The organism is Infirmifilum tikiterense (assembly GCF_054696565.1).
In genome coordinates this window covers 30,772-52,479 of the sequence record NZ_CP182482.1, presented here as the reverse complement: position 1 = coordinate 52,479, position 21,708 = coordinate 30,772, and the positions used below count along the sequence as shown (strand labels likewise).

The 21,708-nt window shown below is 56.8% G+C and carries 34 protein-coding genes; 4 read left to right on the top strand and 30 right to left on the bottom strand.

All coding sequences use genetic code 11. The features are described 5' to 3' along the window. Nucleotides 1-189: 189 nt before the first annotated feature. The gene (locus tag ACNO7C_RS00355) at nucleotides 190-1,128 is read right to left on the bottom strand and encodes an LEA/WHy family protein (RefSeq protein ID WP_460025056.1); all 939 of its coding nucleotides are present in this window, start codon (nucleotides 1,126-1,128) and stop codon (nucleotides 190-192) included. A 390-nt stretch (nucleotides 1,129-1,518) separates the two neighbouring features. Between ACNO7C_RS00355 and ACNO7C_RS00350 the strand changes: the two genes are divergently transcribed. Together ACNO7C_RS00350 and ACNO7C_RS00345 are read left to right on the top strand one after the other, a co-directional pair. After that, nucleotides 1,519-1,707, top strand: a complete 189-nt coding sequence (locus tag ACNO7C_RS00350; protein WP_460025055.1) for a hypothetical protein — start codon at nucleotides 1,519-1,521, stop codon at nucleotides 1,705-1,707. 234 nt (nucleotides 1,708-1,941) lie between these two features. After that, nucleotides 1,942-2,106 carry a hypothetical protein gene (locus ACNO7C_RS00345; RefSeq protein WP_460025054.1) on the top strand — a complete coding sequence of 55 codons (165 nt, stop codon included), beginning with the start codon at nucleotides 1,942-1,944 and terminating at the stop codon, nucleotides 2,104-2,106. A 340-nt stretch (nucleotides 2,107-2,446) separates the two neighbouring features. Here the strand turns inward: ACNO7C_RS00345 and ACNO7C_RS00340 are convergent, their stop codons facing one another. From ACNO7C_RS00340 to ACNO7C_RS00295, 10 genes are all read right to left on the bottom strand, one after another. Then, nucleotides 2,447-2,677, bottom strand: coding sequence for a hypothetical protein (locus tag ACNO7C_RS00340; RefSeq protein ID WP_318536941.1), 231 nt, complete (start codon nucleotides 2,675-2,677; stop codon nucleotides 2,447-2,449). Between the two features lie 707 nt (nucleotides 2,678-3,384). After that, complete coding sequence (locus tag ACNO7C_RS00335; protein WP_460025053.1) at nucleotides 3,385-4,137, bottom strand: hypothetical protein; 753 nt, start codon at nucleotides 4,135-4,137, stop codon at nucleotides 3,385-3,387. 332 nt (nucleotides 4,138-4,469) lie between these two features. Next, nucleotides 4,470-4,610, bottom strand: coding sequence for a hypothetical protein (locus ACNO7C_RS00330; RefSeq protein ID WP_460025052.1), 141 nt, complete (start codon nucleotides 4,608-4,610; stop codon nucleotides 4,470-4,472). 261 nt (nucleotides 4,611-4,871) lie between these two features. Further along, nucleotides 4,872-5,087, bottom strand: a complete 216-nt coding sequence (locus ACNO7C_RS00325; RefSeq protein WP_460025051.1) for a hypothetical protein — start codon at nucleotides 5,085-5,087, stop codon at nucleotides 4,872-4,874. A gap of 857 nt (nucleotides 5,088-5,944) precedes the next feature. Continuing rightward, nucleotides 5,945-6,385: a type II toxin-antitoxin system VapC family toxin gene (locus tag ACNO7C_RS00320; RefSeq protein ID WP_460025050.1), complete on the bottom strand. Its 441-nt coding sequence runs from the start codon at nucleotides 6,383-6,385 to the stop codon at nucleotides 5,945-5,947. After that, nucleotides 6,354-6,626, bottom strand: coding sequence for a DUF6364 family protein (locus ACNO7C_RS00315; RefSeq protein ID WP_460025943.1), 273 nt, complete (start codon nucleotides 6,624-6,626; stop codon nucleotides 6,354-6,356). The genes ACNO7C_RS00320 and ACNO7C_RS00315 overlap by 32 nt, the downstream gene beginning before the upstream one ends. Nucleotides 6,627-6,875: 249 nt before the next feature. Then, the gene (locus ACNO7C_RS00310; RefSeq protein ID WP_460025049.1) at nucleotides 6,876-7,196 is read right to left on the bottom strand and encodes a nucleotidyltransferase domain-containing protein; all 321 of its coding nucleotides are present in this window, start codon (nucleotides 7,194-7,196) and stop codon (nucleotides 6,876-6,878) included. Continuing rightward, nucleotides 7,174-7,566: a HEPN domain-containing protein gene (locus tag ACNO7C_RS00305; RefSeq protein WP_460025048.1), complete on the bottom strand. Its 393-nt coding sequence runs from the start codon at nucleotides 7,564-7,566 to the stop codon at nucleotides 7,174-7,176. The genes ACNO7C_RS00310 and ACNO7C_RS00305 overlap by 23 nt, the downstream gene beginning before the upstream one ends. Before the next feature lie 359 nt (nucleotides 7,567-7,925). Continuing rightward, nucleotides 7,926-8,240, bottom strand: coding sequence for a PIN domain-containing protein (locus ACNO7C_RS00300; protein WP_460025047.1), 315 nt, complete (start codon nucleotides 8,238-8,240; stop codon nucleotides 7,926-7,928). 5 nt (nucleotides 8,241-8,245) lie between these two features. Continuing rightward, nucleotides 8,246-8,422, bottom strand: a complete 177-nt coding sequence (locus ACNO7C_RS00295) for an antitoxin family protein (RefSeq protein ID WP_318536933.1) — start codon at nucleotides 8,420-8,422, stop codon at nucleotides 8,246-8,248. A gap of 140 nt (nucleotides 8,423-8,562) precedes the next feature. On the opposite strand from ACNO7C_RS00295, the gene ACNO7C_RS00290 reads away from it, so the two are divergent. Beyond that, nucleotides 8,563-8,781, top strand: a complete 219-nt coding sequence (locus tag ACNO7C_RS00290) for a hypothetical protein (protein ID WP_460025046.1) — start codon at nucleotides 8,563-8,565, stop codon at nucleotides 8,779-8,781. Between the two features lie 252 nt (nucleotides 8,782-9,033). Beyond that, nucleotides 9,034-9,222 carry a nucleotidyltransferase domain-containing protein gene (locus ACNO7C_RS00285; RefSeq protein ID WP_460025942.1) on the top strand — a complete coding sequence of 63 codons (189 nt, stop codon included), beginning with the start codon at nucleotides 9,034-9,036 and terminating at the stop codon, nucleotides 9,220-9,222. A gap of 119 nt (nucleotides 9,223-9,341) precedes the next feature. Here ACNO7C_RS00285 and ACNO7C_RS00280 read toward each other — a convergent pair whose 3' ends face one another. The 19 genes from ACNO7C_RS00280 to ACNO7C_RS00190 all read right to left on the bottom strand — a co-directional run bounded on the left by ACNO7C_RS00280 (nucleotide 9,342) and on the right by ACNO7C_RS00190 (nucleotide 21,699). After that, nucleotides 9,342-9,605: a PaREP1 family protein gene (locus ACNO7C_RS00280; RefSeq protein WP_460025941.1), complete on the bottom strand. Its 264-nt coding sequence runs from the start codon at nucleotides 9,603-9,605 to the stop codon at nucleotides 9,342-9,344. Between the two features lie 12 nt (nucleotides 9,606-9,617). Then, entirely contained in the window at nucleotides 9,618-9,836 is a 219-nt protein-coding gene (locus tag ACNO7C_RS00275) for a hypothetical protein (protein ID WP_460025045.1), read from the bottom strand. Nucleotides 9,837-10,311: 475 nt separating this feature from the next. Further along, on the bottom strand, nucleotides 10,312-10,452 hold the full coding sequence (locus ACNO7C_RS00270; protein ID WP_460025044.1) for a hypothetical protein: 141 nt from the start codon (nucleotides 10,450-10,452) through the stop codon (nucleotides 10,312-10,314). Continuing rightward, entirely contained in the window at nucleotides 10,449-10,577 is a 129-nt protein-coding gene (locus tag ACNO7C_RS00265; protein WP_460025043.1) for a hypothetical protein, read from the bottom strand. The genes ACNO7C_RS00270 and ACNO7C_RS00265 overlap by 4 nt, the downstream gene beginning before the upstream one ends. Further along, nucleotides 10,570-11,064 (bottom strand): hypothetical protein, encoded by a 495-nt coding sequence (locus ACNO7C_RS00260; RefSeq protein ID WP_318536928.1) that lies wholly within the window; start codon nucleotides 11,062-11,064, stop codon nucleotides 10,570-10,572. Before ACNO7C_RS00260 ends, ACNO7C_RS00265 begins: the two co-directional genes overlap by 8 nt. Nucleotides 11,065-11,257: 193 nt before the next feature. After that, nucleotides 11,258-11,926 (bottom strand): hypothetical protein, encoded by a 669-nt coding sequence (locus ACNO7C_RS00255; protein WP_460025042.1) that lies wholly within the window; start codon nucleotides 11,924-11,926, stop codon nucleotides 11,258-11,260. 140 nt (nucleotides 11,927-12,066) lie between these two features. Next, nucleotides 12,067-12,846 (bottom strand): PD-(D/E)XK nuclease family protein, encoded by a 780-nt coding sequence (locus ACNO7C_RS00250; protein ID WP_460025041.1) that lies wholly within the window; start codon nucleotides 12,844-12,846, stop codon nucleotides 12,067-12,069. Between the two features lie 671 nt (nucleotides 12,847-13,517). After that, the gene (locus tag ACNO7C_RS00245) at nucleotides 13,518-13,904 is read right to left on the bottom strand and encodes an aspartyl protease family protein (protein ID WP_460025040.1); all 387 of its coding nucleotides are present in this window, start codon (nucleotides 13,902-13,904) and stop codon (nucleotides 13,518-13,520) included. A gap of 351 nt (nucleotides 13,905-14,255) precedes the next feature. Next, nucleotides 14,256-14,492, bottom strand: coding sequence for a hypothetical protein (locus tag ACNO7C_RS00240; RefSeq protein WP_460025039.1), 237 nt, complete (start codon nucleotides 14,490-14,492; stop codon nucleotides 14,256-14,258). Then, a complete protein-coding gene (locus ACNO7C_RS00235; protein WP_460025038.1) occupies nucleotides 14,464-15,042 on the bottom strand; it encodes a glycosyltransferase in 579 nt (192 codons plus the stop codon). The genes ACNO7C_RS00240 and ACNO7C_RS00235 overlap by 29 nt, the downstream gene beginning before the upstream one ends. Before the next feature lie 26 nt (nucleotides 15,043-15,068). Further along, nucleotides 15,069-15,938, bottom strand: a complete 870-nt coding sequence (locus ACNO7C_RS00230) for a nucleotidyltransferase family protein (RefSeq protein ID WP_460025037.1) — start codon at nucleotides 15,936-15,938, stop codon at nucleotides 15,069-15,071. Continuing rightward, the gene (locus tag ACNO7C_RS00225; protein WP_460025036.1) at nucleotides 15,920-16,528 is read right to left on the bottom strand and encodes a hypothetical protein; all 609 of its coding nucleotides are present in this window, start codon (nucleotides 16,526-16,528) and stop codon (nucleotides 15,920-15,922) included. Before ACNO7C_RS00225 ends, ACNO7C_RS00230 begins: the two co-directional genes overlap by 19 nt. Before the next feature lie 23 nt (nucleotides 16,529-16,551). Next, nucleotides 16,552-17,106 carry a dTDP-4-dehydrorhamnose 3,5-epimerase gene (gene rfbC, locus ACNO7C_RS00220; protein WP_460025035.1) on the bottom strand — a complete coding sequence of 185 codons (555 nt, stop codon included), beginning with the start codon at nucleotides 17,104-17,106 and terminating at the stop codon, nucleotides 16,552-16,554. A gap of 2 nt (nucleotides 17,107-17,108) precedes the next feature. Continuing rightward, nucleotides 17,109-18,008, bottom strand: a complete 900-nt coding sequence (gene rfbD / locus ACNO7C_RS00215; protein ID WP_460025034.1) for a dTDP-4-dehydrorhamnose reductase — start codon at nucleotides 18,006-18,008, stop codon at nucleotides 17,109-17,111. Further along, nucleotides 18,005-19,015, bottom strand: coding sequence for a dTDP-glucose 4,6-dehydratase (rfbB, locus tag ACNO7C_RS00210; protein WP_460025033.1), 1,011 nt, complete (start codon nucleotides 19,013-19,015; stop codon nucleotides 18,005-18,007). Before rfbB ends, rfbD begins: the two co-directional genes overlap by 4 nt. Nucleotides 19,016-19,027: 12 nt before the next feature. Beyond that, nucleotides 19,028-20,092 (bottom strand): glucose-1-phosphate thymidylyltransferase, encoded by a 1,065-nt coding sequence (locus ACNO7C_RS00205; RefSeq protein WP_460025032.1) that lies wholly within the window; start codon nucleotides 20,090-20,092, stop codon nucleotides 19,028-19,030. A 170-nt stretch (nucleotides 20,093-20,262) separates the two neighbouring features. After that, the gene (locus ACNO7C_RS00200) at nucleotides 20,263-20,646 is read right to left on the bottom strand and encodes a hypothetical protein (RefSeq protein WP_460025031.1); all 384 of its coding nucleotides are present in this window, start codon (nucleotides 20,644-20,646) and stop codon (nucleotides 20,263-20,265) included. Beyond that, nucleotides 20,562-21,209, bottom strand: a complete 648-nt coding sequence (locus ACNO7C_RS00195; RefSeq protein WP_460025030.1) for a glycosyltransferase — start codon at nucleotides 21,207-21,209, stop codon at nucleotides 20,562-20,564. Before ACNO7C_RS00195 ends, ACNO7C_RS00200 begins: the two co-directional genes overlap by 85 nt. An 85-nt stretch (nucleotides 21,210-21,294) precedes the next feature. Beyond that, nucleotides 21,295-21,699: a CmcI family methyltransferase gene (locus ACNO7C_RS00190; protein WP_460025940.1), complete on the bottom strand. Its 405-nt coding sequence runs from the start codon at nucleotides 21,697-21,699 to the stop codon at nucleotides 21,295-21,297. Nucleotides 21,700-21,708: the final 9 nt, after the last annotated feature.

The following is a 21,708-nucleotide window of genomic DNA, read 5'->3' as shown; positions in this document are numbered from 1 at the left end:
CCCATCAACGTGGAAAAATAAAAACCTTCGCAGCCCAGGGGCCCTGCGGTGAGCTGAATTGAAAACGCAACACCCGCACCTGAACAGCCGCGCCTCGTCGGCGAGAACCTCTTCGCGGTTCTCAGGCAAGTCCCAGCAGGCTACCACCGGGACTCAAGCCCTAAGCGGGCAGAGAAAAGTGCCCGGAGCTCAGGGGCGGAGCCCTCCAAGTATATTTGTCTCGATGAGCTTTTCCAGCCTGTACACCTCGAAGCTGTACTTCTCCCCCGCCACCTCTACCGTAGAGTAAGCCTCCACTACGAGCCTCGTCCGCTCCCCGTTCCTGATATGCGTCACCCACCACCTGATGAGGGCGCGTGGGTTCAGGCTCGTTGTGAAGAGTAGCACGGTGTCCTTCCCTGGGCTCAGCACGACGATTCTTCGCGTCGAGCCCTCTCCCACCTCCACGCCATTCACGTACACCTTGTACTCGATCACAGGCAGAGGGATGGGGAGCGGCTGAGGGTTAAACAGCACAAGCTTGTGGTTCACCTCGACCCCTTCGGGTCCCACGCTACCCCATCTGGTCTCGAGCTCCTTCAGAAACAGCACCAGCGGCCCCAGCGATACCTCCTGGGGCTCCGTCACGTTCAGCCCCGAGAGGAGGTCCGTCTTGAAGGTGAACTCCTTGTCGAACGGGTAGGAGGCCTCCGCTAGCTTCAAGTCTATGACAGCCACTCCACTTACCCTGATCTCCGTCCTCTCCCCCCGCGACACGTGAGATACAAACCACTCCGGAATCTTCTCGTTGTCCAGGAAGCCCCTCAGAGTTATCGTAGTGTTCCCTCTGCCAGCCAAAGCGTAACCTCCACACTCACCTGACCCCACCCTTAAGCCGTTCATGTACAAGTCGAATGTCACCCTCTTGACCTCTATCTGGAAAGGGTTTGGGTTGTAGACCACAACCCTAGCCAGCACCTCGGTCACGCTGTCGTTCACCCCACCCCACGAAAGCTCAACACCCACCACCTCAGGCTTCACAGCCTCACCTGGAGCCCTGAAGCCGTACCAGTAGAGGTAGCCCAGCGCAAAAGCTACAACAGCCCCCACCAAAGCGGCGAGCAGCACCCCCCTTCTCTTCCCACCCACCTGCAAGCACACCTTTTAGAGGAAAAAGCGCGGCCAACGCGCTTAAAGCTTACGACGCGTACTGATAGTCTTTTAACCCTTCTCCCTTTTCTTCCCGTTTTCGACCCATTAATTCCCTCGCTTCGAGCGGACTAGAGAGGGGGTTGCTGGTGGGTGGCCGAGCAACACCTACATGCCTCCTCGGCTCCCATCAGCCACAGCCTCTGTGAACGCTTATAACCCTCCTCGCGCGCTTAGCCATGATAGTCGAGGTAAGCGGAGGTCTGGGAGAGCGTCGCCAGGCGGCTCGAGCTGACGGGACTCGTTAAGGTGTTGTGGCGCCTGAGGCAGCCCTGCCGCACAGCCCCTAGTGGGCGCAGGTTGGCGGGGCGGACCGAAGGCGCGGAGCCCATGAGTACCCCGAAGAGGGGGCCCCGGATCAGTGAAGGAATCGATGTGCCAGGCGCGGCCAGGTACCCGAACGCACACCCGGCTGGAACTACTCATGAGGCATACGACGAAGAGAGCTCGCGGAGAGCTTTAGAGGCCGCTAGGAAAGTACTAGAGTACGCGGAGAAGGTGATACGCTGCGGGGGTTGAGAGAGAGCTGGAAGAGGTCGTGGAAAGGCTCCGGAGGGAGTTCGGCGCCAAAGCCGTCTTACTGTTTGGGTCAAGAGCGAGGGCGACTGGAAGCCCTGGAGCGACTTTGACCTGCTAATCATATCAGACTTCAAGGAAAAGTACCTGGACAGGGTCGGCAGGGTACTTGAAGCGCTGGGAGATATACCGATAGAGGTTGAGCCGCACCCCTACACGCTGGAGAAGGCACTCGCCATGCTCAAGAAGTGCAACCCGCTGATCGTGGACGCGCTAGAGGAGGGGAAGGTGCTGTACGCATCAGAAGAGTACGGAAGACTCCTGGATGCCTACGAGGAGCTGAAGAAAAGGGGGTTAAGGCGAACAGAGACAACGATAGTAATACCCAGCGACGCAACTTAGCCGTAAAAACGCTCAGGCAAAGAAGTCCCGTTTCCACTTTCAGCCTTTAAAGCGAAAAGGAGATAAGCCCCCTTAACCAGGTGGAGTATTGAGAGTCGCCAGTTCCCACCCCGGTCAAGGGGGCTGTGGGTGGGTGCCACGCGCGGCGCGAGGAGGGGATGTGCCCGCGGCGACGCGGGCTGAAGGCCGCTAGGATGCGGCCCGCCCCGAAAAGGGGGCGACCCATGACCCCGCTAGGGGGCCCTCAGAAAAGTGAAGGGGGTAGATGAGCCAGGCGCGGCCTCCCAAGGCTCACCGGGTATAATCCATTTTACAGCAACACTTGCATCTACCACTAACCTTACCTTCGTTCTCTCTCCTCCCTCAGCCACCTCACAACAACCTCTGTCGGCACCCTCACAGCTCTAGCTTGGATCTCATCAAGCTTTTTTGATGCCTCCTTTGCAAGCTCCTCCCTTATTCTTGCCTTTATCACCTCCCTAAGGTACTCACTCCAGTTAACATTCACTTGCCGCATCAACTCCCTCAGCTCTTCCGGAACCTTCACAGATACGTTCACAAGCCTACCCAAATAGCTCACCATTCCAGACTACCATCCGGTATATATTAATGTTGCCTTGTATAAGATACCCCTATAGTAGACTTAAGGAGGAATCCCTACGTCCTTTAACCACCCTACCGTTTTTATTCCCCTTTACAGAATTGTAGACTGGAAAACCCGAAGCGGCTAAAAGCCAGCTGCGGGAAAAGGTCTGAGTAGCTTAAGAACACCAAGAAGCATGCAGAGACCTTAAAAGACCTTTAACGGGAAAACCGCTGTCCTCAGTTAAGGCTTCCAAGCTTTTACTGAAGCGTGAGAGCAGCCCCCTTAGCCAAGATCTCCCCAGCTTCGCGCATGTACTTTTCACAGAGTTTCAGGTAAAGTCCAGCTTTTTGCGATCCTCCGCGTTGAGAACCCCTAGTACAGCTTCACTGGCAAGCTCCTCTAGGGATCTGCCCTTGGACCATCGCCCCCAAAGACCCTTCAAAGTCTTATCAGAGAGATCGTGTCTCGGCAGCACCCCGATGACTGCCTGACCGGGGGGCGTGGCAGGGCTAGCCGAAGGCGCTGAGCCTATGACAAACCGAGAAGGGGCATCGAAGCGGCGAAGGAGCAGATACGCCGGGGCGCAGACTGGTTCGAACCAACGCCGCTGCGGAGAGCCTGCCAGCTTACTCGACTAACCGCGGCAACAGGACTAACTTAGGGAAGAAGCTGGCGAGAAGCTAGGCCGGCGGCTAGTACTCCCTACCCACTATGAGGTACACGTTCAGCTCCGCAGCCCTTCTCCTGAGGTGCTCAACGACGTCGGCCGGCGCTGTCTCCACAGCTAAGACCTTCACGTAGGCCTTCCCCCCCGTGAACCTCTCCGCGGCCTCCACGTTCGACATCAGCTTCGCTAGCTCCCGCTCCGCCTCCTCTATGGTTCTGAGAGACGTCGTGGCCTCGCCCACCACTAGGGGTTCTGGGCAGAAGACATCCACCTCCCTGAACCCGTCCACAGGCAGAGTGACGTTCACCCTAACACCGCATATGAAGCCTCTCTCGGAGAGCAAAGCCTTCACCACGTTGGCTGTGTAGTACTCAAAGGCGCCGCCAAGCGAGTCCCTGATCTCCGCTAAGGCCGTCATAAGCCACCTGAACTTCCTGTCGGCCTCCTCCCATCTCCTAGCGTTCTCCTCCCACCGCTTAGCGTTCTCCTCCCATCTCCTCATGTTTTCCTCCCACAGTCTCGCGTTTTCCTCCCATCTCTTGTTGAGCTCCTCCCACCTCTTCTCATTCTCCTCCCACCGCTTAGCATTCTCCTCCCATCTTCTAGCGTTCTCCTCCCACCTCTTCTCGCTCTCCCGCACGAAGGCGTTGAAGTCCTCCCTGAGCTTCCTGAGCTCCTCGAGGATCTCGCCGAGGCCCAGCAGGCCAGCCACCGCTAGCCTGAACTCCTCATCCTCTCGCAGCAGCCTTAGCAGCTCAAGCTTCAGGTCAGAGCCCATACCCTTAACCCTTACCTCACGTTACCAATAAGAAGGGTTCTATAAAAACCTGCTATAATGCTTCAGCCGCAACCGCGCCCAGCTACCTCGCCTCTCACCCCCTCGGCCCCTCAATACCATGGAAAGCTACCCGGGCGCGCGACAATGCCCCGCAGCAGGCTTACACCCCGGCCTCCTCAGCCCAAGCTCCACACCAAAGCCTTCGGCATGAGGAACACCAGCTACCATGGCCAGCGCCCTCGATAGGCTCCGCTCGGCTAGCTTCGTCGGGGAGACGGTGGTCGGCAACACACGCTACGTCTACCTGACGGAGAGGGCCTGCGACCGCAGTGCTACTCGCCAAGCGCCAGCCCCCACAGCGCCTTCTCGGTAACGGAAACGGTGACGCCTGCGTGGTGGGGGCTCCTCCTCAGGAAGCCGTAGTCCAGCAACTTCAGGTAGTACCCAGCTTTGTTTCCACTTTCAGCCTTCAAAGCGAAAAGGAGATAAGGCTCCTTAACCAGGTGGAGTAGTGAGTGTCACCAGTTCCCACCCCGGTCAAGGGGGCTGTGGGTGGGTGCCCCGCGCGGCGCGAGGAGGGGATGTGCCCGCGGCGACGCGGGCTGAAGGCCGCTAGGACGCGGCCCGCCCCGAAAGGGGGCGACCCATGACACCCCTAAAGGGGGCCCTCAGAAAAGTGAAGCGGGCAGATGTGCCAGGCGCGGCCAGTGAAGAGCTCTATCCATGCATAGGAGTCAACCACGATCTTCACCGCGATCCTCCTCGGTGAACGGTTTCACCCTTCCCCTGTCGATGCCGAAGACCTCCTCCAAAACCCCCTTCCTTTTCCTCACCACGAGCTCCCGTATGACCATGTCGAGGGATTTTACACCCATCTTTTGGCGTTCACGCTCCAGCATTCTGAGCGTTGACCTGGAGATCCTGTCGGTTGTACTATCTCTGTTACGCATACAGATCACTTCGAATATAGTATACAAGTCTACATTATAAACAATAAACATAATCATCTTGAAGCTTACAAGTAACAGATCCAATCCACAGGCCGCGCCTTACTCACAGCTCTCTTCACCCTCCTGAGGAGCCCATCTCAGGAGGTCGCCGGGCAACGCTATCCAGATTCCAATGGCGCAGGAGTCAACGGTGAGACTCCATCCGGGCGAAGATTATGAGGACCTGAAGGGTACTGGTGGGGCTGGAAGAGAGGAACTTATATGAGCTACTTTATCCTTTCCATGAATCTCTCGGTGTCCTCGACAACCCCCTCGGCGTGCTTCCGGATCGCCCAGCCCTCGCAGAAACTCACATGCATGGGACTAACCGACATCCAAAGCCTACCGAGCTCCTCATCACCAGTCTCCTCTACAAGCCCCTCACGTACTCCCGGAGCTAACCGTGACCTAAAAGCCTTACACCCTTCCGCTCGTAGGCTAAGCTCTTCAGCGCGAGGGCTACGGCGCTTCGAGCCTTTCACCAGCTTGCCTGAATTCGCCCTTGGCGAGCTTATCCCTAGCCTGCTTCATTAATACCGCCGCGGCTTCCCAGTAGAACTCAGCCAGGTTGCCCGGGTTGACCGACTCAGCTACTAGGCCCCTCGCGTAGCCCTCCGCTGACCGCCCCGCGCCTCAGCCATGCTTTTAAGCTTCCCATAATTTCTCCCAGGAGTACTTACGACGGTCACTCACCCTCCTCGTGTTATTAGTCAGCATTCACATTGAGAGATTTCATGAGTTTTCCGACAAAGTTAGCTGCATGAAGCAACGTCTCTTAAGCGGACTTCATCCTTCTCCTGGCGACTCCATGTGCTTACTTATCCCGGATATAGTTTCAACCCTTCTACCTCAGCCAGCCGGGCAAGCCTTTTATCGTAAGTCAAGAAGGCGTCGAACCCTCTAGCCGATGCGAACTGAACCGCGTCAGCTATGTAGATCCCGTGCTTGAACACGTAGCCTATAGTACTGGCGAGCACGTCGTATTTCAGCGACACCAGACTCAGCTGGCTAAGCCTTGCGAGAAGCCTCGTCTCGCCGATGAAACTCGCGAAGACCTCTCTAGCATCCCCTATGACACCCCTCTTCTCGTACTTGTCTAAAACGACGGCAACTTCACCGATGTTCCACACCGAGAAGCCGATCATGAGGTTCCCGGCATGAGCCTCTCTGTAGAGCGCGTCGACCCGCGAACTTCCCTCCTCGGTCACGTACCTCTCGACGGCGGCGCTAGTGTACAGGTAGGCTCTCTGAGCGCCCATCCCGGACCTCGCGCACCACCTCCTCAGCCCTAAGCCCCGAGGGTCTGTTGGCTACAACCTCCAAGTCCGTGTAAAACCTGCTCTCAAGGCCCAGTCTCCCGCAGAGCTCATCGAGGAAGCTCAACTCGTCGTACATCCGCAAGAGCTCCTCTACAACACCACTGAAACTCCTACCCTCCATCGCAAGCCTACTCTTAGCCCTCCTGACGACATCCTCCCTGAGTGAGAGGGTGACCTTGATCTTCCTAGCCAGGGCAATACACCGTCAGTAGATACGTAGGTTTAGATATTTATAGGGTTTCAAGCCTCAGAGCGAAGCCAGCAGGCACCCGGTGAGAGAACAGCGGAAGTTACTTACGCCTCAATCGTAGCCACACCTCCTGGCTCGAAATCGCCGGCCTGAGCAGGCTACTGTAGCGCCTAAAGTAGCTAAGGCCGGTGAAAAGAGCCTTCGCCACACCGGAGGTAGCGCCCTACCTGACAGTGCTCATTAAGCTACTTCCACGAGCTTCGCCCTCCGCCGGTACAGCTCGAGCATCTCCTCGGTTACCACGTGGACTTCGAAGGGGTCTCCGATGCCCTTCTCCCAGAGCTTCGCGAGCACCTCACCCGGCGACCTCCTCGTGACCACCAGCACGTCGATGTCGCTCGACAGAAGGTGCCTGCCCTCGGCTACGCTCCCGAAGAGGTAAACCCTGGCGTCCCGGTCCATCTCCCTGACTACCTCAGCGATAACCCTGAGGCGCTCCTCGAGGTTCCTGAAGACCTCCGCGCGTCGCTTAGCCTCTTCAACAAGAAGCCTCTCCGACAACCCTCTCAACCTCCTCAACAACCCTCCTGAGCCGCTCAACCTCCTCCCTAGTGTACTCCCTGCCCACGTATCTGGACGATATGTAGGCGTCCTCGAGGGCGCCTAGCTCGACGGCGAATCCTTGGAGGAGCTCCCTAACCTCATCCCTACCGCTCACCTCGGCTATGAGCTCCAGCAGCCTCCTGACGCTACAAGTCCTAGGGGGGTCGACCCCCAGCTTCAGGAGGCAGGCCTTCAGGAACAGCTGGAGGGACTGCTCGAGGCTGAAAGCCGCTAGGTCGTAGAAGCCCCTCTCAATCTGCATCAACGCCGTCTCAAAGAACCTCCTGGACCTCTCGACAAGGTACCGGTGCTCCTCAAACCTAGCCAAAGCAGTCCACCTCCACTACACGCGGATCAGAGCCATGAGCTAACAGCCCGTTGAATAAAGGCGAATGCACAAAAATGTCTTTCCTGCGTGCATTCCCCCGGATCTCCCGCCCGAGCAGCTTCTCCAGGATCTCTTGAATGCCTCATAAGGTTCGTTAGTGTTCATAATTTCACTCATGGGTTTCGAAATAGATAACTCGTCCGCATCATTGGTGAGGCTTCTGCAAGGTCATTGTCTTAAATTTCTTCAACAGCAAGAATCATCATTAATTGTAACGAATCGAGCGCGAAAGGCATTACTTTATACATTCAACTCCTTCAAGATCCTTGAACTCTTTATCACCTGTTAGAAATAGCGCTTCATGCTTTCTGGCTAGAGCATAGCCTAAAGCATCTATGATAGATAGGTTTCTCCCCTCCTGCCCCGAGTTTTATGCGTAATGCGGCAGCTTCAACATAGTCTTCATTTGTAGGTGTAACTATATCTACAGTAGCTCTAACTATGCTCAATACCACCAACGCTCTATCCACTCCGTAATCTCGCACTAATGCATAGGCTAGTTCAAGTAAATTAAACTCACTTGTGATGAGCTCTTCCTCAGCATACTTCTCGTATGCTGGATTACCGCGAAGTATTTCTATAAGTGCGTAGGTATCAGCGTAGTAGCGAGGCAACGCCCTCAGCCATGGATACTCCTAAGCTCGTCTTTAAGTTTCTGCGCATCTATCTTCCAATCCCTCAGCAGTCCGTACATACATTCGATGCGTATACGCACACGTACACCGTTAGGGATGTTAAGCTTCTCCAAGGGCTTTAAGACACCCCCTTCGTATATAGCTTCAATGACCTTAGCCATCCATGATGTCAAGGTATAGAATACCTTATAAACCTTAGGTACATTAGGCTGTACGGCTACTCTCGAGCGGAGTTGCAAGTCACGCAGATAGGGAAAGAGCCTCAAGGCTTTTAGAAGAGGTTAAGAAGCCCCTCAGAGTAGTGGAGAGTACCGTCTCATCAAACTTAAGCGAATTCATCGGTAATGTGAGAAATAGGTATACGCTGCGCCTCGGCGTGGTGGAGATAGTTGAAGCAGCAACATCGATAGGGCTACACATACTCCGTGAGCGGCTCATTGAGGAAGCTGAAGGATACGTACAGGTATCCGGGAAGCTCGCAGAGCGTGGTGTACTGTCAAGGGATGCGGGCGGGGGATGATTAAGCTGGTCAGGCTGAGGAACTTGATCGTGCATAGGTACTGGGAGGTCGACGATGCCAGGGATGTGCAAGTAGGTTAAGGAGAAGGGTATTAGGCTGGTGAGGAGGTTCGTCGAGGAGGTTGAGCGGTATGCCTCTGGAGCTTGAGGAGAAGGAGCGTTTCAGGTTCTTCAGGCTGAAGCCTCGGGAGAGGGAAGAGCTTCTCGGGAAGCTTAGAAGGGAGCTTGAAAGCACGAAGAGGTTCGGCTAGCTATCTTATATGGATCCTTCCTGAAGGGCTACCCCTTCAGAGACGTAGACGTGGCCGTGTACGTGGCGGCGGAGGGAGACCTCCTAGACTACAAGCTGAGGCTCGAGGGGGAGTTAGAGGAGAAGCTAGGTTACCCAATCGACGTAGCAGTACTCACGAGGCCCCACCGTGGTTCGCGGAGAAGGTTCTGAAGGAGGGGCAACCGCTACTGCTAGAGAAGCTCCTACTGAAGGCCGTGAACGAGGAGCACCATCTGTTCGGCAGGAAAGCCCCTCAGGAGAGCTGATCCGGGCCAAGCTCTACCCCGCGCCTAGGTGGCCGTTTCTCGGTGCTGCCCCTCGACTCGCTCGCTGATGGCTGACACCAGCTTCTCAACCTCTCTCAACGAGTCCTCGACGTCCTCCTTCGTGGCCAAACCCTCGTAGAAGTTCCTGTGCATGGAGTCCGCCTTCAGGAAGGCCGTCCTAACCCACTCCCCCAGCTCCCTGGCAACCTCGTCCTTGTACAGCCAGAGATCCCTGTGAGACTCAAGCCTCCGCCCCCCTCTCGCGAGCGCGTGCGCCTTAATAGCCAGAGCACAGGCACCTCAGACCTTCTCGCCGGCCTGCCTCAAGTCACCCTTCTCGAGCTCCCTCCAAGCCTGCCTAACCAGGCTACGCGCAGCTTCCAAATACTCGACAGCCCCCTCCCCTGGATCCATCTCTCTGACCAAGAGATCCAAAATATACTCCTCAGGGCTCGCGCCACGCTTCTCGGCCTCCACCCTAATCCTCCTTGCAATGCTCTCGGCAAGCACCATAGACACGGGGCTCACCCGCCTACCAGCACTCTCTAACCTTTAAACCTAAACACCTCGATTTAAGCCTTAAAAATGAGCCCCTGTAGCCTATGCAAACACTGAGAGAAGGCGACTAAATCGTCCTCTTCGCCAAGAAGGGCGACACGGAAGTGCCCGGGGTCGACGCTCTGGAGGGCCTCAGGCTGGAGGTAGACCCTGCGACGAGGCAGCTAAAGAAGGTTAAAGCGCTACCAGCACTATGAGCATCTGCGCCCTTCCTCGCGGATTTTCTAAGCGTTTCTCCGGGCGGCTTCCCTCGCACCTAGGCAACAGTAAGAGTCCTTGGGGAGGCCCGGACCTTACCTTAAGCACTGCTCTGCATGCTAGCTGACGCCCTACTTTTCAAGTCGAAGCGCATTTCCGCGCACCGCCGCCAGCTCTTCAGCGTTCAGTATCGCAAACACCTCCCTATGACCTGCGCTCCAAGTCTTCTACAAGTCCCTCAGAGCCTCAGCGATAACCCTCTCAGGTAGCCGAACCGCATAGACGCCGCTTTCAGAAACTCAATCACCAGCCTCGGGTAGATGGCTCCTCTTCTAGCGAACCACTTAGTAATAGCCCCTGCACTAGGAACAAGGCTCACCCCCGCCTACAGTCCCTGAATTCCCTGATGATCTCGGCCAGAGGCTTCCCAGGCTTCGCTTTGCGGGAGATCTCATCCATGACCTTCAGAGCCCAGTTAACTTCTTTCCCCCTTCCCTCAACCATCAATGCTCCTAACCACCTCGAGCTCCACTAGACCCCTCACATCTGGCGGTAGATTCACCACCCCATCGACATGAATCACGGGCCTAACAGCTCTAGTCTCGCTGTCGCCCCACCACACCCTGCACCTGACACCACTCCCCTCGAGCATCCTCACAACTTTATGTACTACCGCCTTCTTCAAAACCTTGAGAAGCTCGGCTCCAAGCCCCGTCAAATGGTAGTACTTGACACCGTTGTACTCCACGAGGTTTACAAACCCGTACTCCACCAGCCGTCTCAAGGTGTGGTGAAGCGTCGCAGGGTTGTAACCCCTCTCCACCAAGTCATCGGCAATCCTAGCCACGACCAGGTCATCCAGCAGCTTCGCAAGCCTGACAATGTTGATATAATCGCAAAAGAGGTTTTTCTCTTGCTTGACATACTGCTGAAGCCTAATACCTATATGGTAAGCAGCATCAGCATCTCCACCAGTAGTGTGAAGAACCACGTAAAGATCCCTATCAAGTTGCTCTCCGTACCTCTAATTCATGAAGAACCCTAGGTCGTCTACGACATCACGCGTAATGGATGCGTCTTCATGGAATATTATACTGTAGTAATGTAGCCCCAAGCTACTTCCTCAGCTATCACAAAAGGCTCAAGACTAAGCAAACCTCTTCACTCTTTTAGGGATAGGGTTGTCAGATCTCTGGTTTGTAGTAGTCCCCTGTGGCCTTCAGCAACCACACGCCCCTTTTCCTAGCCTCATCCACGAGCTCCGGAAGCGCGAGCGACACGTAAATAACCATTATCGTCTTCGGCCTCAGCTTATCCGGGTATCTGCTTCTCAACACCTCTGCCTTTTCCAGCAATTTGACCAGCGCGCTCACACCACCCCTCACAGTGGCTTCGCCTATAACGCACAAGTCATCAGCTACACCGTAGATGTCGATCTCAAGATCCGGAAGAACCAGGGACCCAAGCTCGATATCCAAGCCGAGCTCTTCCCTAAGCCTGTACCTTATGATGGATCTCGCCTCATCTTCCACATCAACAGTGAGCTTCTCCAGTGTCTGCTCCACCCTCGTAAGCCTCCTATCCATGACCTCGAACCTCTTGTCAATAGCCTGAAGAGCCCTGTTGAAGTCCTCTCTCAGCCTAGCCATCTCCTCCTCGTGCCTCTTAAACCCCTCAATCATGTCCTCCCTGAGCCTGTTGAAGTCCTCTCTCAGCTTCACAAGCCCCTCCTCATGGCGATCAAGCCTCTTCAGCACCTCATCAAGGCCTATCAAACCCGCTACCGCGTACCTAAACTCCTCATCCTCCCTCAACAGCCTAAGAACCCTCGACTTAAGCTCCACTAGCTCCATCTATAATCTCCAGCTGTGAGGGGAATAAAAACATACTAAACTGAAGCAACTCCGAGAGCCAGCCTTGGAGGATGACGACCGTTGCCGTTATACGCATAGACCTTGGAATTTTCACCATGCTTCCCGGATTGCACAGTTTACTAGACTTTTGTGTATACTTCTATCCCCAGCTTCTTAGAAGCTTCTACCGCTCTTTCCTCTGCATATGGAGTAATCATCACGAGCCTTTCAGGCTTCTCCCCCGTCTTCTTCGCATAAAACTCAGCCTTCCTCTTGAAACAGTACACATCTGATGCTCTTACATGAGACGACACCTCGATTAGTATGATCTTTCCGTCCTTCACCGCAATATCCACCTCAACCTCACTCGGGTACCCAAAAACTTCACCCGCCTCATCGTACGCACTCCACCTCTCAACCCTCAAGCCCAACTCCTTTTCAAGAACCCCCCTCAAACCCTCCCTAAACGCATCCTCAGCCATTATCCCCCACCTCGCACCTAAAGCAGAGAGATGGCGGTTAACGAGCTCAAAGCCCCTGTTCATATCTTCTCTAAGCCTGGCGATTTCCCTGTCGTACCTCTCAAAGCCCTTATTCATATCCTCCCTGAGCTTAGCGAGTTCCCTATCATATCTTTCAAAACCTCTCTTCATATCTTCTCTAAGCTCAGCTATCTCTTTATCATGCCTCTCAAAGCCCCTAATCATATCCTCCCTAAGCTTGTTCATATCCTCCCTAAGCTTCACGAGCTCCTCCTCAACCTTAAGCATTCTCTCCTCCAGCTTAACCATCCTCTCCTCGTGCCTGTCAAGCCTCCTCAGCACATCATCCAAGCCTATCAAACCCGCTACCGCGTACCTAAACTCCTCATCCTCCCTCAAAAGCCTAAGAACCCTCGACTTAAGCTCCACCAGCTCCATCGCTCAACTCCGATTATGGTTATGAGGGAATATAAATGTTCTGTACGCGTGTTGTTACGACCTCCTGCTACATATTTGGTGCAAGGGTTCTTGAAATGGCCAGGAACTACAAGATGCTCGAGTTTGACGCTAGTACGTCTCCCTCGCGGGTTTCGACATCAACAGCTTGCCTGCACGCTTGCTGGTTAAGGTTTTCAGCACGCACGCCGAGGTCGCTCTTGTAAGATCGTCGCCCCGGAATTTTTGCAGCAACATAGCTAGCCACAATGGGACTGAACTTCATATGGCGCTTCAACCAAACCTAAGCGGATTCTCCTATTCAGGCTTAAGGCGAATCTAAGGCATTCTCGCACCTAAGCTCTTAGGCAAGTCTTACGGTTTTCTCAGATAACCATCTCTCAACCGTGAAGAACTCGTTCAACGTGAAGGTCCGCTCCTTGTGTGCGGCGTGGGATGTGGCCGAACCCGACAACAGGAAGGTTAGAGAGCGAGAGCTACATAGCCTGAAAACCCTCGGTAAATCCCACTGCGCCCAAGCTCCTGTCTAGGCTCTCACGCCGCCAGGCCTCCCTTCTTCAAAGAACTTCCCAATGATCCCGAAGCAGCCCCAGACTCAAGCAAGGCCCCGGTCATACTCCTGTAAACCCTTCTAAAATCCCTCATGCGCTCCCTTATAGCAGGTAACCTCCCTCTGGTGATATCTCCTCTATCTCTCCTGTTCTTGGATTAACTTTAAAGCCCAGAGCCTCAAGCGCGTAAACCCCCAGCAAGGGTGTCGGTGTATTCAGCTCGGCTACGAAGGTAGGCCCCCTTCTGCCCTTAACCTCGACTTCGGCTAGATACAGCTTGGTCCTAATTCTTCTCCCATCAGCTAGGGTTACCTCAGCTGTATAAGGCGTTTCGTAGAGGCCGAGCTCCTCAATAACATCGGATCCAAGGACTATGTAGGTAGAGCCAGCATCAGAAAGCATCCTAACGCTCCTCGACGACCTATACCCATGGACAATAACGTCAATATAAACAAAACCCATATTAACCACTCCACAGTTGAAGCCCACCTCTGCATGCGGAGGAAAGCAGTTCTATAAACTTTCCACAACTCAGTAACTGCCAGTACGACGACTAGCCTGCACTTTTAAGCCGAGCGCAGAAAGCTAGTTCTGCGAGAAGCAGGTTATGAAGCTCGAACCAGCACTCTGAAGAACCTGTACTCATGCTCCCAGAGCATCCCTGATCCTCTCCAGGGAGAGCCTCCAGTAGAACCCTGAGCGCCTAGCCTTAGCGAGGGCGGCGCGGACAGGCCCCAGCGTAACCTCGACGCCGCTGACGCCGCCGGAACGCTACACGCGGAACAAGCTGCGCGCTCGCACCCGCCACAAGCGAATCAAGCATTCACTCGATGGTTTGATTTATAATTTTTCCTTTGCTTTCCCCGAGGCTTCCCGGGATTGCCGGCAGAGCTGGGAAAGCGTCTCAGAAGAGCCTGCATCAGGGCCCCGCACTGCCACGCGCGCTAGCCTCGCCCGCGGAGCCCCCTGGTATGCCAGGTAGAGAAGGAGCCTCCCCGTCGCCGCGAGTATCCTCGCGTTCGCCCTAACCCTACCCCCGATCCTCGGCCTAGCCCTCCTGGGAGGCGGCTCGTACACAAGCTCCCCAAGCCTGAACCCCCTCGCCCACGCGTACGCGAGCAGCTCCCCGCCGAAGCTCTCGCCCAGCACAGGCCTGAAGCCCGCGAACAGCCCCCGCCTGTAAACCCTGAAGTTCGAGAACACGTCCCCCACCCCCCACAACCCTACCCACAGCCGCCGACGCTAACCTCTCCGAGAAGCGCGGCAGCCACGTCCTCGACGCCACCAGCAGGTCAAGCCCCCTCCCCGCGAACCCCCTCAAAAGCACCGGGATCAGCTCCGGCGGGTTCTCAAGGTCAACGTCCAGCGTAACCACCACCGGGAACCTCGCAACCCCCAACCCCACCGCAAGCCCACCCGCCTGCCCAGCACCCCGCACCAAGACAGCCCTATCAGCCCACCGAGCAGCCTCCAAATACGTCCCATCAGGCGACGAGTCATCCACCACAACCACCCTGTGCCGAACACCCCGCAAAGCACCCCGAACCCGCTCCACAAACACTCCGACGTAATCCCTCTCGTTAAACGTCGTCGTAACAACGGAAACACCATTAACACCCAAAGCCACAACAACCACCGGCAACCCACTGGGGCTCAGTAGCTTCTCCTAGTCAGCCTCGACAGAAGTACACGACCCGCCCCCTCCCTCCCCGCAAGGTACCTGAGAGCGTTCGGCAGAGTCCCCCTGAACCACGCGTCACTCAGAGTCTTATCCGCGTAGGCCCCAGCCAGGAGCGGGAGCGGCAGCCTGTAGGGAGCCTCGGCAGACCCAGCCCGAATCGACCTGCACGCAGAGAGCGCAGCCCAGAGCGCCCTCTCAACCCCCAGCTCCCTCGAAGCCTCCACAGCCCTCCTCGACAGCCACCGCTCCAAGGTCAGGCAGTCGATGAGCAGAACCATGTGCTCCTTGTACACCGCGTGAGCCGCCGCGACGGCCACCTCAGCCTCCCTCGCCAGCCCCCTCACCGCCACCCCCTCGACCTCGAAATCCTCCGCGTAGTCCCTCAGGAGCCGCCAGCCATCCATGTAGACCACCCACGCGAAAGCCGGGTGCGTGTAGAGGTCCACGATGAAGCCTCCACGCCCAAGCGTAACCGTGTAGGGCTCTGGAACCGCGATCCTGAAACCCCTAGCAGTAAGCCTCCTAACAGCCTCCCCCACGTCGTCAACGTGTATCAATAAATCGAGGTCAACGGAGACGTGATCCACCGGCCTCCGGAACTTGTAGAAGCCGTATCTAAGGCCCCTCAATGCGCCTGCAACCTCCAGCGAGTTCCTAACGTAGCTCTTAAACCTCTCCTCCTCAGAAGCCCATTCACCCGGGAGGCTATCCCTTACAGCCCTGAGGAAGGCTAAGTGAAGCTTGTTAAGCCTAGCAACCTCGGATAACAGGGGAAGCTCGTCGGCACGCGGCTTATAAGACCCCTCTAGTAGCTGTAGAAGCTTCAGGCTAGCCCCATACACTTTAAAACACCTACAGCAGCCTCTACAGGGCTGTTTAAACCAGTATCGATACTGCACCTGGCAAGATACCTCATTAAAACACCATAGACAGCATACTCCCTATAAATAAAACCCGGCGACACATCAGCCCTCTCAACAAGCACACCCCTGCCAGCATGAAGATAGACAGTATCCTCCCTCAAAGCCAGCCTAGCCAGGAACCTACCGTAGAGGCTCGACAGAAACCCCGGGTAGCCGAGGGTAGCAATAACCCAGGCAACGAAGTCTACAACACCCCTATCGAAAACATTGAACCTATACAGCCTCCCCAACACCATCCTCAGAAGAATATACGGTACAGCAGACCAGAACTCAATATGAATCCATAACCACTTCAGCTTACCAGGAATGCAAACCCCATAGTACGGGTTACAGCCACCTCTAAAAGCCCTGAATCGGCTGAGGATGCGGAGGAGCAGGGAGGCTAGGAGGTGACTGCCACGAAACCAGAAAACCCTGACCGACCTATACCTAGAGAGGTAGGAGGCTAAAACCCTCGAGAGCGTAGTCTTACCCGAGCCATCGCAACCCGATAGAACTATGGAAGGCATCAGAGTAGCCCGGCTCCTCAACGCTACGGGTATGTGAAGTTCGCCTCCGCCTCCCTCAGCGGCGGGCACCTCCTGTCCTTCTCGCTCAGAACCACGCTGTCCCTGATAGGCCAGGGAATACCTACCTCAGGGTCATCCCACCTTATGCACCTCTCATGCTGGAGGCTGTACTCCTTCGTGACTAGGTACAGGATGTAGGCGTCCTCCAGGGCCTGGAAGCCGTGCGCGAAGCCGGGCGGAATCCAAAGCACGTAGCCGGGCTCCAGCGTCACCCCAACGTACCTGCCGAACCAAGGCGACCCCCTCCTGATGTCCACAGCCACGTCGAACACCCTCCCCCTCACCGCAAAGACTAGCTTCCCCTGCTCGAGCGGCCGCAGCTGGTAGTGGAGACCCCTGACGACGCCCCTCCTAGAGTAGCTCAAGTTCGCCTGGACGAAGTCGTAGGGAATCCCCTCTGAGAGAAAATCCGTACGCTTGTAGAGCTCCGCGAAGAAGCCCCTCACGTCCTCGAACACCTTGTACTTAACGTAAACAACGTCCGGTATCTCCAAGCGCTTAAACTGCTCGAAAGGCATAGCTAACCCCCGGTCATGCATCTGTAAACCCTTATAAAATCCCTCACGCACTCCCTCACAGGTCGCAGAGCCAAACCCTCCCCTGCGGCCCTAGAGGTGTCGAGGCTCGAGTCCCTAGGCCTCCTGGCAACGAGCTTCGCGGAGCTTAGAGAGGTGGGCTTCACGAGGCTCCTGTCAGCCCCCAGCTCCTCCGCCAGGATCAGCGCGAACTCGTACCTCGAAAGCCTCTCGCCCGCCACGTGCAGAGTGCCCGTGATACCTCTCTCGACGATCCTAGTGACCGCCTGGGCGAGCTGGGGCACGTAGGTCGGGGACAGGTACTGGTCCTCGAACGCGTAGACCACCCTCCCCTGAGACAGGTCCTCGAGCGCTCTAACCCCGAAGTTCCTCTTACCCGTCGGGCTGTAGCCGTACAAGCCGCTAACCCTCACCACGGCGCTCGAGCCCTCCAGGAGGCTTTCGACAGCAACCTCCCCCAGGAGCTTCGAGAGGCCGTAGAAGTTCACCGGGTTCGGGACATCGTCTTCCCTGTACATGCCCCTCTCACCGTCGAAAACATAGTCCGTCGACACGTACACCAGGAAGCCACCCCTCCTGGCGACACCACCCGCAAGAAGCCTCGTGGCGACGTAGTTCACCGTGTACGCGTGCCGCTTGTTCACCTCACAGCCATCCACGTCAGTGTAGGCAGCGCAGTGCACGACGACCTCGGGCCTCACATCGCCTAAAACGCCTTCAACCTGCCGCACGTCGGCGAGGTCCACCCGAACCCACTTCACGCCTCCCAGGTCGGCGGGGCCCTGAGAGTGGTACGTGGCATATACCTCGTAGCCGGCCTCAGCGAGGCTCCTCGCCACCCACCAGCCTAGGAGGCCTGTCCCGCCCGTCACCAGCACCCTCACTTTGAAGGCACCCTCCAGGGCTCGTCGGATAAGACGTACGTCTCATCCACTATCGGCTTCCACCACCACTCGTTCCCAAGGTACCAATCGACGGTCCTCCTGAGGCCCTCGTCGAGGCTCACGAGAGGCCTCCACCCCAACTCTCCCAGCTTGCCGCACCTCATAGCGTACCTCCTGTCCTCCCCAGGCCTCCCGCGAACGCGCACGATGTCCCATGAGGGGTTCCTGCCCATCATCCTGACGACCTTCTCGACAACCTCCCTCACCGTGGCGAACTGGTTCGCGCAGATGTTGTAGACCTCGAAGTCCCTACCCTTATCCACGACCGTCGCGAGGGCCCTGCAGAAGTCCTCCACGTAGATCCAGTCCCTCACCTGGTCCCCGTCCCCGTACACGGTCGCCGGCTTGCCGCGGAGGAGCCTCACAATGGTCCTCGGGATGAGCTTCTCAGGGTGCTGGTAGGGCCCGTAGTTGTTGCAGGGCCTCACGATCCTGTAGCGCAGCCCGTAGGTCCTCCCGTACGCCTTGACCAGCATGTCCCCCGCGGCCTTGGACGCTGAGTAGGGGCTCGAGGGGTTGAGGGGCCACGACTCGTCGGCGTAGTCCGAGGTGCCGGCGAGGTCACCGTACACCTCATCGGTTGAGATGTGCACGTAGAGCGACGAGCCGAGCTTTGTAATGGTCTCGAGCACTGTGAACACGCCGAGAACGTTTGTGCGGACGAAGGGGGCCGGCTCGTTTATGGACCTGTCGACGTGCGTCTCAGCGGCGAAGTTCACCACGACATCCGGCTCGAACTCTCTGAGGACGTGAGCAAGGAGCTCCTCGTTCCCAACGTCCCCTCGCACGAAAGTGACCCTGTCTAGAACCTCCTTGAGGTTCTCAAGCCTGCCGGCGTACGTGAGCTTATCGTAAACGAGCACCTCGGCGTCGCCGTAGCCGCCAACCAAGTGCCTCACGAAGTTGCTCCCCATGAAACCCGCTCCGCCGAGGACCGCAACCCTCACTCCCACCACCCCCTAGATTTCAACCCTGCTGTAGTCCGACACCGCCAGCCTCAGCTCCCCGTGCAGCTCCCTCGAGCACCTAACAACGCTGAACCTCCCCAAAACGCTGTCCACAAGCCTCAGCCTCCCGACATCCACAAAAGCGTTGTCCATGACAAGCGTCCTCGACGCGCCCCCGGACGCCATCCTCACACCACTCTCAAGGGACGTGTACTGCTCGACCACAGCCCCCCTACCTATATACGCGTTTCTCCCCACGTAGGCGGGGCCGTACACCCTGCCCTCCACCACAGCCCCCCTCTCAACGATCACGCGCCCCACAGCCTCCCCCGCGAGCTCGCCCTCCAGCCTGGGCTCAATCGAGTCCAGCAGTAGGTAGAGGGCCTCCAGCAGGCCCTCAGGGGTGCCTACATCCTTCCACCACCCATCCACAACGTCGTAGAGAACCCTATAGCCGTTGTCAATAAACCACTGTATCAGATCCGTCACCTCGTACTCCCCGCGCCACGACGGCTTCAGGGAGGCGTAAGCCCTCTCGACGAGATCCGGGTCCCTGAACATGTAAACCCCCACCACGGCCAAGTCGGCTACACGCTCCCTAGGCTTCTCGACGAGCCTCACAACCCTCCCATCTCTGACAACCGCCACCCCAAACCTGCTCGGATCCCTAACCCTCGAAAGCAGGATGTACACGTCGGGCTCCTCCTCAAGGAACCTCCCGACGTACTTCCCGATCCCCCCGGCCAGCACGTTATCCCCGAGGTACACCACAAAGGAGCCGTCAAAGAAGCCGGCCTCCACGGCCAGGTGAATCGCATGCGCGATCCCGAGCCTCTCCGGCTGCTCAACGTACACGAACCGAGCCCCGTACCGAGACCCATCCCCCAGATAACCCCTGATCAGGTGCCCCAAGTACCCCACAACAACGCCAATGTCCCCCACCCCAGCCTCCACGAGGTGCTGAACAGGGTACTCTATCATCGCCCTACCGAGCAGCGGGATAAGGTGCTTCGGCACCGCGAGAGTTATAGGCCTGAGCCTCGACCCCTCACCACCAGCAAGGATAAGCCCCCTCAACAGCCACCACCATAAACGCTGACACACGCCTCAACTGGTTCAGAGCGCCGGCGACCCGACACATTCAATCATTATACTCTTTATGTTATAAATACTTCCATGAGTTCGGGGCGTGCGCCGGTTCAGTGTAAATGACTTCCGAGGCGCGCATCTAGGGGGACTTAAATCCATCATATTTCGTCAAACCGAAGCGGGCCTTCAACAAGCTTAAGCAAAGCTTCCCCGCAGTAAGAGTCGATGCCCCTGCGGAGAACTAAGCCCAGCGCCGCTACCCGGGCCGGTAGCCTGATCACTGGGGCCCTGTAAACGTCTAAGCGTTCGCCGAGCCCTGTGAGTAGCCTCCCCAGTCTCACCCCAGCGGAGTAAGCCGAGTATATTAAGCGCCTGGTGCTCGGGTCCCTAGCCGTGAGGATCGACCTCAGCGTCAGCGTTTTCGTAGCGCTCTTCCACCTGCTATTCGAGACCTCGTTCAGAGCGATCCTGTTCCTGATAATGAGGTAGAGCTGGCTAGGCCTAAGCCTTCCAAGCGTCGCGCTCCCCCCGTGCTCCGCCACCACCCATGGCACTGTAGCGATGCAAAACCCCCGTTCCACAGCTTTAAGCCGAGGTACGAGTCATCGTAGTACGCGAACATGAAATCGTAGAAAAGCCTCTCGCCGGTCTTCAAAGCTCTCCTGAGGTAGTCAACCCTGTAGACAGAGTACGACCCCTCAGCGTACGTAGCGTCGAAACCCCTCCTCGCCGAAGAAGTCCCCAAACCCTTGAAGGCCTGGTGGGAGAAGAGGAACCCGTCTAGAAAGCCCCCAGCGCTGTCCACAACGCCGGGATTGCCGTATCTAACGATCACCCTTTGAGCGGCAGCCAGCCCCTCGTTGCTCTCAAGAACCTCAACCATCCTACCCAGGCTGTCCGGGTACGGGACTGCGTCGTTGTTGAGGAGAACCAGGTACCTCGAGTCAGGGTCCCTAGCGGCGTAACCCCTGTTAACGCCTCCAGCAAACCCGTAGTTCCTCTCGAGCCTGACGAGCTTCACCCTGATACCGCTGGGCCTCCTCCCCTCAATGAGCCTCTTAATCGCCTCGAAGCTCCCATCCGCCGAGCCGTTATCCGTAACCACGGGCTCTCGAGCACCACATTTTAGAAAACTAGAGCTGTTGTAGTTAAGCCAAACAACTGTTGCAAGATCTCACAAACCCCACACCTCACAGGAATAGCACCCCAATGCCGTAGCCTCCCTGGCTCCAATCCTTCACTATCTCCAGGTGTTTAAACCTATTCCTAACCTCGCTCCAGAACTTCGGCACGCCTCCAACGTTCTCCGGAGGCCCCGGAACGATGTCGTGGAACGCCACTGCGCCTCCGCCCCTCACGAGGGGTGAGTACATCTCGAAGTCCCTCCTGACCCCCTCATAGGTGTGGTCGCCGTCTATGAACAAGAAGTCCAGCTCCTCACCTCCCAAAATCTCCTTAACCTTCTCAAGGGTTCTAGGGTCGTGCGAGCCGCCCCTTACCAGGTGTAGCTTCTGCTGGGATTTCCTGAAGTACCTGTAGAGGACTGCCCTCCATGTAGGGTAACCGCCCCCGAAGAGGCCTCCTGGGAGGTCTATGCTTATAAC

Excerpts from the sequence above, each read along its gene's own strand:
- ACNO7C_RS00320 (WP_460025050.1), bottom strand. The coding sequence starts at position 6,385 with ATGGGCGCTCAGAGAGCCTACCTGTACACTAGCGCCGCCGTCGAGAGG.
- ACNO7C_RS00325 (WP_460025051.1), bottom strand. The coding sequence starts at position 5,087 with ATGCGTAACAGAGATAGTACAACCGACAGGATCTCCAGGTCAACGCTC.
- ACNO7C_RS00265 (WP_460025043.1), bottom strand. The coding sequence starts at position 10,577 with ATGGTTGAGGGAAGGGGGAAAGAAGTTAACTGGGCTCTGAAGGTCATG.
- ACNO7C_RS00295 (WP_318536933.1), bottom strand. The coding sequence starts at position 8,422 with ATGGCTAAGGTCATTGAAGCTATATACGAAGGGGGTGTCTTAAAGCCC.
- ACNO7C_RS00345 (WP_460025054.1), top strand. The coding sequence starts at position 1,942 with ATGCTCAAGAAGTGCAACCCGCTGATCGTGGACGCGCTAGAGGAGGGG.
- ACNO7C_RS00350 (WP_460025055.1), top strand. The coding sequence starts at position 1,519 with ATGAGTACCCCGAAGAGGGGGCCCCGGATCAGTGAAGGAATCGATGTG.
- ACNO7C_RS00335 (WP_460025053.1), bottom strand. The coding sequence starts at position 4,137 with ATGGGCTCTGACCTGAAGCTTGAGCTGCTAAGGCTGCTGCGAGAGGAT.
- rfbC (WP_460025035.1), bottom strand. The coding sequence starts at position 17,106 with ATGCCTTTCGAGCAGTTTAAGCGCTTGGAGATACCGGACGTTGTTTAC.
- ACNO7C_RS00225 (WP_460025036.1), bottom strand. The coding sequence starts at position 16,528 with ATGCCTTCCATAGTTCTATCGGGTTGCGATGGCTCGGGTAAGACTACG.
- ACNO7C_RS00255 (WP_460025042.1), bottom strand. The coding sequence starts at position 11,926 with ATGGAGCTAGTGGAGCTTAAGTCGAGGGTTCTTAGGCTGTTGAGGGAG.
- ACNO7C_RS00250 (WP_460025041.1), bottom strand. The coding sequence starts at position 12,846 with ATGGAGCTGGTGGAGCTTAAGTCGAGGGTTCTTAGGCTTTTGAGGGAG.